This window comes from Azospirillum sp. TSO35-2 (genome assembly GCF_003116095.1).
Lineage (GTDB): Bacteria > Pseudomonadota > Alphaproteobacteria > Azospirillales > Azospirillaceae > Azospirillum.
Window position 1 is genome coordinate 1,865,071 of sequence record NZ_LGRA01000021.1, and the last position, 346, is coordinate 1,865,416.

Sequence of the window (346 nt, forward strand, 5' to 3'; positions counted from 1 at the left end):
TTACTCCGAACGTCACGCACAGGGGCAAACCGCCCTTGCATCGTGGACGCTCATGAAGATGCATCCTCGGTCACTTAACTCGACCTTATTCACGATTTGAAAGATCCCGCGTTTCGAAACCAACGAAACGCCAAGCGCTTCTCGTCAATCCAGACGACGGGGCGGCAGACTGTGCGGCCCCGTCGGTGTTCTGGATCGTCGAGAAGGGATGCGCCGGCGGCGGCTGAGACAAGCCGCGTCGGACCGATGGACGCCGGACCCAACCAGGGTCGGCTTCCTTAGAAAGGAGGTGATCCAGCCGCAGGTTCCCCTACGGCTACCTTGTTACGACTTCACCCCAGTCGCT